Source organism: Streptomyces sp. 15-116A (assembly GCF_025290915.1).
GTDB lineage: Bacteria > Actinomycetota > Actinomycetes > Streptomycetales > Streptomycetaceae > Streptomyces.
Genome location: NZ_JAOCQE010000267.1, coordinates 1 through 8,694, shown reverse-complemented (window position 1 = coordinate 8,694; position 8,694 = coordinate 1). Strand labels below are relative to the sequence as shown.

Here is an 8,694-nt window from a genome sequence, read left to right as displayed (position 1 = left end):
TACTCAGGGGCGCAGGCCCTGCACAGCGGCGAGCGGGCAGCGCCTTCGGGGCGGCCGGGCGTCGGTACTCAGGGGCGTAGGCCCGGCACAGCGGCGAGCGGGCAGCGCCTTCGGGGCGGCCGGGCGTCGGTGCTCAGGGGCGTAGGCCCTGCACAGCGGCGAGCGGGCAGCGCCTTCGGGCCGGCCGGGCGTCAGTACTCAGGGGCGTAGGTTCTGCACAGCGGCGAGCGGGCAGCGCCTTCGGGGCGGCCGGGCGTCGGCGCTCAGGGGCGCAGGCCCTGCACGAGCGCGTCCGGGTGGTCGCCGCCCGACTCGCGCACGATCTCCTGCGTCGTCTGCGCCCGGCGCACGAGCGCGAACGCGACCCCGCCTCTCCCGTCCGGGACGAAGCCGTACACGGCCGGGCGGGGGAGGGAGTTGTAGGCGTAGTGGTGGGCGAAGTAGTACGCGCCGGCGTCCAGGGCCGCCGCGTAGTCGCCCTGTTCCAGCAGCGGCAGGGACTGCTCACGGGCGAGGAGGTCGCCCGCGAAGCAGGCCGGTCCCGCCACGTCCTGCACCACCGCAGGACCCTCCTTCGGCCGCCCCTTCGCGTCGTACGCGGCGATCCGCAGCGGCCACGCCCCCGGCGCGTACACCGTCCGCGTGGCCACCTGCACGCCCGCGTGCGTCACGGCCACGGCCCGCCCGCCCGCGCTCTTGGCGTACTCCACGCGCGCGACCACCGTGCCGTGCTTGGCCAGCAGTGACCGCCCGAACTCGGTGACCAGCCCGTACCGCCCGTCGAACAGCCCCGGCACCGTCTCCCGCAGCACCCGCGCGTATTCCGCGTACGTCGGCCTCGTCGCGTCCGACGCGAAGTTCACCGGCAGCCCGCCACCGATGTCGACGGTGTCCACCTGCCGCCGGCCCGCCCGCCGGTTGATCTCCTCCGCCAGCGCGTACGTCTGAGCCACCCCGCGCGCCATCAGTTCCAGCGCGACCCCCTGGGACCCGGTGTGCGCGTGCAGCCGGGTCAGCCACGGCCGCTCCAGATACGCCCGTACGACCCACTCCCGGGCCCCCTCGTCCCGCAGCGCCACCCCGAACTTGGACGTCGCCGTGGCCGTCGACAACGCCTCGATGGAACCGGCGCCGACCTGCGGATTCACCCGCAGACCGAGCGGCGAGCGGGGCACGCCCGACCCCACCAGGGCGTCGATGCGGGCCAGCTCCTGCGGATTGTCCGCGTTGACGGCGATGCCCAGCGCGAGCGCCTCCCGCAGCTCCGCCGGGGTCTTGGCGGGGGAGTCGAGGACCGTTCGCTCCGGCTCCACCCCCGCCGCCCGCGCCAGCGCCAGCTCACCCGGGCTCGCCACCTCCGCGCCGATGCCCTCCTCCCGCAGCAGCCGCAGCACCGGCACCAGCGGCGTCGCCTTCACCGCGAACGCGTGCAGCACACGCGTGCCGGGCGGCGTCACGGCCTCGAACGCCGAGCGCAGCTCCGCCGCCGACTCCCGGATGCCGGTGACGTCGAGCAGGGCCACGATGGGGTCGTCGGGCCCGAGAAGCCCCTGCTCCACCGCTTCCCGCACGGCCTGGTCCCGCCGGACCGGCCGCTCGTCGTCGTAGCCCACCGTCTCCCCTGTTCCCTCGCTGCCGTCCTTCTCCGCGCGCATGCCCCCAGCCAAACACCCGCAACGCCCCCTCGCCGACACACCGACGTATTGACTAGTTCTATTCAGGCGGCCAGGATGTGAATATCCGCAGTAACAGCGATGAGGAGGCAGACCATGTCAGGACCGCGACCCGTCCGAGCACCGCGCGGCACGGAACCGAGCGCCCTGGGATGGCAGCAGGAGGCCGCCCTGCGAATGCTGCAGAACAACCTCGACCCCGAGGTCGCCGAACACCCCGACAAGCTCGTCGTCTACGGCGGCACCGGCAAGGCCGCCCGCGACTGGCGCTCCTTCGACGCCATGGTCCGCACCCTGCGCACCCTCAAGCAGGACGAGACGATGCTCGTCCAGTCCGGCCGCCCCGTCGGCGTCATGCAGACCCACGAGTGGGCGCCGCGCGTCCTCATCGCCAACTCCAACCTCGTCGGCGACTGGGCGAACTGGGAGGAGTTCCGCCGCCTGGAGGCCCTCGGCCTGACCATGTACGGGCAGATGACCGCCGGCTCCTGGATCTACATCGGCACCCAGGGCATCCTCCAGGGCACCTACGAGACCTTCGCCGCCGTCGCCGCGAAGCTGCATTCCATGGGTAAAGGGGTCGACGGCACCCTCGCCGGGACCATCACCCTCACCGCCGGCCTCGGCGGCATGGGCGGCGCCCAGCCGCTCGCCGTGACCATGAACGACGGTGTCGCCCTCTGCGTCGACTGCGACCCGCGCGCCATCGACCGCCGCATCGAGCACCGCTACCTCGACGTCAAGGCCGACAGCCTGGACCACGCCCTGCGACTCGCCGTCGAAGCCCGCGACGCCCGCCGCCCGCTGTCCATCGGCGTCCTCGGAAACGCGGCCGAACTGGTCCCCCAGCTCCTGGAGATGGGCGCCCCCATCGACATCGTGACGGACCAGACCTCCGCCCACGACCCGCTGTCCTACCTGCCGCTCGGCATCGCCTTCGAGGACATGGCCGACGCCGCGGCGAAGGACCCGGCCGGGTTCACCACCCGCGCGCGTGAGTCCATGGCCCGGCACGTCGAGGCGATGGTCGGCTTCATGGACGCCGGCGCCGAGGTCTTCGACTACGGGAACTCCATCCGCGGCGAGGCCCAACTCGCCGGGTACGACCGCGCGTTCGCCTTCCCCGGCTTCGTCCCCGCGTACATCCGGCCGCTGTTCTGCGAGGGCAAGGGCCCCTTCCGCTGGGCCGCGCTGTCCGGTGACCCGGCCGACATCGCCAAGACCGACAAGGCGATCCTCGAGCTCTTCCCCGAGAACGAGTCCCTCGCGCGGTGGATCCGCATGGCGGGGGAGCGGGTCCACTTCCAGGGGCTGCCGGCCCGGATCTGCTGGCTCGGGTACGGCGAGCGCGACAAGGCAGGCGAGCGCTTCAACGACATGGTCGCCTCCGGTGAGCTGGCCGCGCCGATCGTCATCGGCCGCGACCACCTCGACTGCGGGTCCGTCGCGTCGCCCTACCGCGAGACCGAGGCGATGCTGGACGGGTCCGACGCGATCGCCGACTGGCCGCTGCTGAACGCCATGGTGAACGTGGCGTCGGGCGCGTCCTGGGTGTCCCTCCACCACGGCGGCGGTGTCGGCATGGGACGGTCCCTCCACGCCGGACAGGTGACGGTGGCCGACGGCACGGCGCTGGCGGGCGAGAAGATCCGCCGGGTGCTGACGAACGACCCCGGTATGGGTGTCATCCGCCACGTGGACGCCGGGTACGACATCGCGGAGTCCGTGGCGGAGCAGCGGGGTGTGCGGGTGCCGATGCGTGAGGGTGAAACGGCGTGAGCGACGGCACCTCTCCGGTAGGGGCGCAGCTCGTACCGAGTACCTCCTTCCACTCCATGTGGCGCGAGCTGCTCCCCATCGGCCGGCACCCCGAATCCCGTGGCTACCGGCGTTACGCCTGGACCCCCGCCGACTCCGCATGCCGGGCCTGGTTCCAGGAACAGGCCCAGGTTCGCGGGCTGACCTACGAGGTCGACCGGAACGGGAACCAGTGGGCCTGGGCCGGGGATCCCGCTCAGGGGGACGCCGTCGTCACCGGGTCGCATCTCGACTCCGTGCCCGACGGCGGTGCCTTCGACGGGCCCCTCGGAGTCGTGTCCGCCTTCGCCGCGCTCGACGAACTCCGCGGCCGGAACACGCAGTTCACTCGCCCCCTCGGCATCGTCAACTTCGGTGACGAGGAGGGCGCCCGCTTCGGGCTCGCCTGTGTCGGGTCCCGGCTCACCGCCGGCCGGCTCACCCGCGAGCAGGCGCACCGGCTCACCGACGGCGACGGGATCACGCTGCCCCGCGCCATGGAGGCCGCCGGACACGACCCGGACGCCATCGGCCCCGACCCGGAGCGGCTCTCCCGGATCGGCGCGTTCGTCGAGCTGCACGTCGAGCAGGGCCGGGCGCTGGACCTGTCCGGCGACCGGGTCGGTCTCGCCAGCGCAATCTGGCCGCACGGCCGCTGGCGGTTCGACTTCCGGGGCGAGGCCAACCACGCCGGCACGACCCGCCTCGCCGACCGACGTGACCCCATGCTGTCCTACGCCGAGACCGTCCTCGCCGCCCGCCGCGAGGCCCAGCTCGCCGGTGCCGTCGCCACCTTCGGCAAGATCGCCGTGGAGCCCAACGGCGTCAACGCCATCCCCTCCCTCGTGCGCGGCTGGCTCGACTCCCGCGCACCCGAGCAGGACACCCTCGACACGGTGATCGAGGGCATCGAGACGGCCGCCCGCGAGTACGCCGCCGCCCACGGCGTCGACCTCGACGTCACCCGGGAGTCCTTCACCCCCGTCGTCGAGTTCGACCACGCCCTGCGCGACGAACTCGCCCGCATCCTCGGCAGCGAGACCGACCTGAAGGTGCCCGTCCTCGGCACCGGTGCCGGACACGACGCCGGGATCCTCTCCGGCACCGTCCCCACCGCCATGCTGTTCGTGCGCAACCCCACCGGCGTCTCGCACTCCCCGGCCGAGTTCGCCACCGAGGACGACTGCGTGGCCGGAGTGCTCGCGCTCGCCGACGTACTGGAAGGACTGGCCTGCCGGTGACAGCGACGACGTACTGGCTGGAGCACGCCTGGCTCGGCGACCGGGTCGAGCCGGGCGTGACCGTCGACGTCCGGGACGGGCGCATCCACGCGCTCACCCTGGACACCCCCGCACCGCCACCCGGTGCCGAGGTCCTGCGGGGGCTGACGATCCCCGGGCTGGCCAACGCCCACAGCCACGCCTTCCACCGCGCCCTGCGCGGCACCGTCCAGACCGGCTCCGGCACCTTCTGGACCTGGCGCGAGGTCATGTACGCGGTGGCCGACCGGCTCACCCCCGACACCTACCACCGGCTCGCCCGCGCGGTGTACGCCGAGATGGCCCTCGCCGGCATCACCTGCGTCGGCGAGTTCCACTACGTGCACCACGCCCCCGGCGGCACCCCCTACGCCGACCCCAACGCGATGGGAGAGGCGCTCATCGCGGCCGCCGCCGACGCCGGGATCCGCATCACCCTCCTCGACACCGCCTACCTCTCCTCCGGCTTCGGGCAGCCGCCCACCACCCACCAGCTCCGCTTCTCCGACGGCACCGCCGAGGCCTGGGCCGAACGCTGTTCAGTTCTCAAGGAGCAGAATCACGCGCGGATCGGAGCGGCCATCCACTCCGTGCGGGCCGTACCCGCCAGCCAGTTGGCGACCGTGGCGGGCTGGGCCCAGGAGCGGCGGGCACCGCTGCATGTGCACTTGTCCGAGCAGACCGCCGAGAACGACGCCTGCCGGGACATGCACGGCTGTACGCCCACCCAGCTGCTCGCCGACCACGGCGTGCTGGGACCGCTCACCACCGGCGTGCACAACACGCACCTCACCGACGAGGACATCTACCTGATCGGCAGCACCTGCACCGGCACCTGCATGTGCCCCACCACCGAACGCGACCTCGCCGACGGCATCGGACCCGCCGTCGCCCTCCAGCGGGCGGGCTCCTCGCTGTGCCTCGGCTCCGACAGCCACGCCGTCATCGACCTGCTCGAAGAGGCCCGCGCCATGGAACTCGACGAGCGGCTGCGTACGCGCACGCGCGGTCACTGGACAGCGGCCGAGCTGCTGTACGCGGCCACCGACGCCGGGCACGCGGCCCTCGGCTGGACGGACGCGGGCAGCATCGAGCCCGGCGCCCTCGCCGACCTCACCACGATCGCGCTGGACTCGGTCAGAACAGCGGGGCCGCTGCCCCGGCTGGGCGCAGAGACGGCCGTATTCGCCGCGACCGCGGCCGACGTACGGCACACGATCGTGGCCGGCCGGCATGTCGTACGCGACGGGGCGCACACTCTCGTCCCCGACGCACCGCAAGCTCTCGCGCAGGCCGTCGCGGTCCTGCGAGCCTGACGACCCCCCACGAGGACGCCATGAGCAGCAGCACCGTCATCACCAACATCGCCACGCTGGTCACCAACGACCCCTCCCTCCACGGCGATTCACCCCTCGGCCTGGTCCGGGACGCGGCCGTCGTCATCGACGGCGACCGCATCGCGTGGACCGGTGAATCAAGCAAAGCACCCGCCACTGACAATCGGGTCGACGCCGGCGGCCGGGCCGTCCTGCCCGGCTTCGTCGACTCCCACTCCCACCTCGTCTTCGCGGGCGACCGCACCGAGGAGTTCAACGCCCGCATGTCCGGCCGCCCCTACAGCGCGGGCGGCATCCGCACCACCGTCGCCGCCACCCGCGCCGCGACCGACGCGGAACTCGAGGCGAACCTCACCCGTTTCCTCGGCGAGGCCCTGCGCCAGGGCACCACGACCTTCGAGACCAAGTCGGGCTACGGCCTGACCGTCGAGGACGAGGCCCGCGCCCTGCGCCTGGCCGCCCGCCACACCGACGAGGTCACCTACCTCGGCGCCCATGTCGTCGCCCCCGAGTACGCCGAGGACCCGGCCGGCTATGTCGCCCTGGTCACCGGCGAGATGCTCGACGCCTGCGCCCCGCACGCCCGCTGGATCGACGTCTTCTGCGAGAAGGGCGCCTTCGACGGCGACCAGGCCCGCGCGATCCTCACCGCTGGAAAGGCCAAGGGCCTGCACCCGCGCGTCCACGCCAACCAGCTCACCTACGGCCCCGGCGTCCAGCTGGCCGTCGAGCTCGACGCCGCCAGCGCCGACCACTGCACCCACCTCACCGACGCCGACGTCGACGCCCTGGCCCACGGCAGCACCGTCGCCACCCTCCTCCCCGGCGCCGAGTTCTCCACCCGCGCCGCGTGGCCGGACGCCCGCCGCCTGCTCGACGCGGGCGCCACCGTCGCGCTGTCCACCGACTGCAACCCGGGGTCGTCGTTCACGTCCTCGGTGCCGTTCTGCATCGCGCTCGCCGTGCGGGACATGGGCATGACCCCGGACGAGGCGGTGTGGTCCGCCACGGCCGGCGGCGCCCAGGCCCTGCGCCGCTCCGACATCGGCCGCCTCACCCCGGGCGCCTACGCCGACCTGATCCTCCTCGACGCCCCCAGCCACGTCCACCTCGCCTACCGCCCCGGCGTCCCGCTGGTCAGCGGAGTGTGGCGGCGCGGCGTCCGCGTGGTCTGAGGAAGCGCCCAAGTCCGTACTGCCCCAGGAAGCTCAGCACCCCCGGGCGTTCAGCCCCCCGCCCGCCACCGCTGATCCGTCCGCTCCGCCGCGCTCACCAGCCCCACCGAGTCGCCCCCGCCCGGCGTCACCGCGTGGGACGGCGCGATGGCCGGGCGGATCACGCCCCGGGAGTCGACGGTGAACCGGAGGTTCTGGCCGTTGCGCCCCTCCACCGAGGAGCACGACCAGATCCCGACCCCCCGGTCCACCGCCCCCCGGCTGTCCAGGCAGAAGTCGTCGTCCGCGGCCGACTGCAGCACCCCGCGCCCGGCGTCGAACCGCCATCGCTGGGAGGACGACCCGTCACAGCGCGCGGTGACGACATCCGTGCGGTTCTCGAAGTCCCCGTCGATGTCCAGGCACAGGCCGGTGGCCAGGTTCACCACCGGCGCGTACGAGTCACCGGGCGGCGGATACGCCGGTGCGGTGCGCGTCGGCGCCGGAGTCGGCCGCGCGCTGTGCGAGGCGGTCCGCGAGGGCGACGGTGTCGGTGACGGGGAGGCCGGCGTACGCGACGGGGACGCCGTGAGGGAGGGCGACGCGGTGGCGGTCACCGTCACCGGCGGCGGTGCGGGCGAGGGGACGTTCGAGCCCCCGGTGCGCTCGGACGGCGCCTCGCCCGGCGACAGCACGAGCAGCAGCAGCGGTACGGCGGCCACCCCGAGCGCCGCCGAGACCAGCACCAGCCGACGCGACCGCGCCCGGACGACCCCACCGGCTACGACACCGCCGACCACACCGGTGGTGACACCGGCGCCGAGGGAGCCGGAGTCCGCCCCCGCCGCCACCGGCACGTCCCCGCCGTACGCCGTACCCGCCCACGGCAGCAGCCCCTCGGCGAGTGTGGTGCGCGGATCGTCCCGCAGGGCGCACAACTCCTCGTGCGCCGCCGTGCAGCAGGCGCAGTGCGCCATGTGCGCCCGCAGATCGGCGCTGTCCCGGGGGCCGTCGGGCCGTACGGACTCCTCGATGAGCCGGCGGAAGTCGCCGCACCGCGGATCGTCGGAGGCGCCCAGCCGGGACCGCAGACAGGCCTGGCCGAGCGCCTGGAGCGCCCCGTCGATGCCGTACGTCACGTCCTCGCGGGTGAGGCCGAGGAAGGCCGCGGTACGGTCCGCGGGCTCGCGCTCCACCACCCCGTACCAGATCAGGCCCTGCGTCCGGTACGGCAGCGAGCGGAACGCGGCGAGCATCGGCGGGGCGGCCGGCCCTTCGGGTCCGGAGGAGCTGAGGACGAGGTGCAGCCCGGCGTCGAGTCCGCCGGCGCGCCCGTCCGCCGCCCAGCTCGCGGCCACCTCCACGGTGAGCAACAGCAGTTGATGGCGCAGCGGGCCGCCGGGATCGGTGCCGCGGGCCGCCTGACGGGCGGCGAGCGTGAAGGCCTGAGCGGCGAGTTGACGCGCGCCGGCGT

The 8,694-nt window shown here is 73.7% G+C and carries 6 protein-coding genes; 4 read left to right on the top strand and 2 right to left on the bottom strand.

Going from position 1 to position 8,694, the window contains the following annotated elements:
- Window positions 1–263: 263 nt before the first annotated feature.
- The gene (locus tag N4P33_RS29050; RefSeq protein WP_260829856.1) at window positions 264–1,655 is read right to left on the bottom strand and encodes a diaminopimelate decarboxylase; all 1,392 of its coding nucleotides are present in this window, start codon (window positions 1,653–1,655) and stop codon (window positions 264–266) included.
- 114 nt (window positions 1,656–1,769) lie between these two features.
- Between N4P33_RS29050 and hutU the strand changes: the two genes are divergently transcribed.
- Genes hutU through hutI form a run of 4 tightly spaced genes read left to right on the top strand, consistent with a single transcriptional unit; the run spans window position 1,770 to window position 7,241 of the window.
- Window positions 1,770–3,452 (top strand): urocanate hydratase, encoded by a 1,683-nt coding sequence (gene hutU, locus N4P33_RS29045; RefSeq protein WP_260829854.1) that lies wholly within the window; start codon window positions 1,770–1,772, stop codon window positions 3,450–3,452.
- A 56-nt stretch (window positions 3,453–3,508) separates the two neighbouring features.
- Window positions 3,509–4,711 (top strand): allantoate amidohydrolase, encoded by a 1,203-nt coding sequence (locus N4P33_RS29040; RefSeq protein ID WP_260829857.1) that lies wholly within the window; start codon window positions 3,509–3,511, stop codon window positions 4,709–4,711.
- A complete protein-coding gene (locus N4P33_RS29035; RefSeq protein ID WP_260829852.1) occupies window positions 4,708–6,045 on the top strand; it encodes a formimidoylglutamate deiminase in 1,338 nt (445 codons plus the stop codon). The genes N4P33_RS29040 and N4P33_RS29035 overlap by 4 nt, the downstream gene beginning before the upstream one ends.
- Before the next feature lie 20 nt (window positions 6,046–6,065).
- Window positions 6,066–7,241, top strand: a complete 1,176-nt coding sequence (hutI, locus tag N4P33_RS29030) for an imidazolonepropionase (protein ID WP_260829851.1) — start codon at window positions 6,066–6,068, stop codon at window positions 7,239–7,241.
- Window positions 7,242–7,291: 50 nt separating this feature from the next.
- Here hutI and N4P33_RS29025 read toward each other — a convergent pair.
- The coding region (locus tag N4P33_RS29025) for an RICIN domain-containing protein (RefSeq protein ID WP_260829850.1) at window positions 7,292–8,694 on the bottom strand (1,403 nt) is incomplete at its 5' end.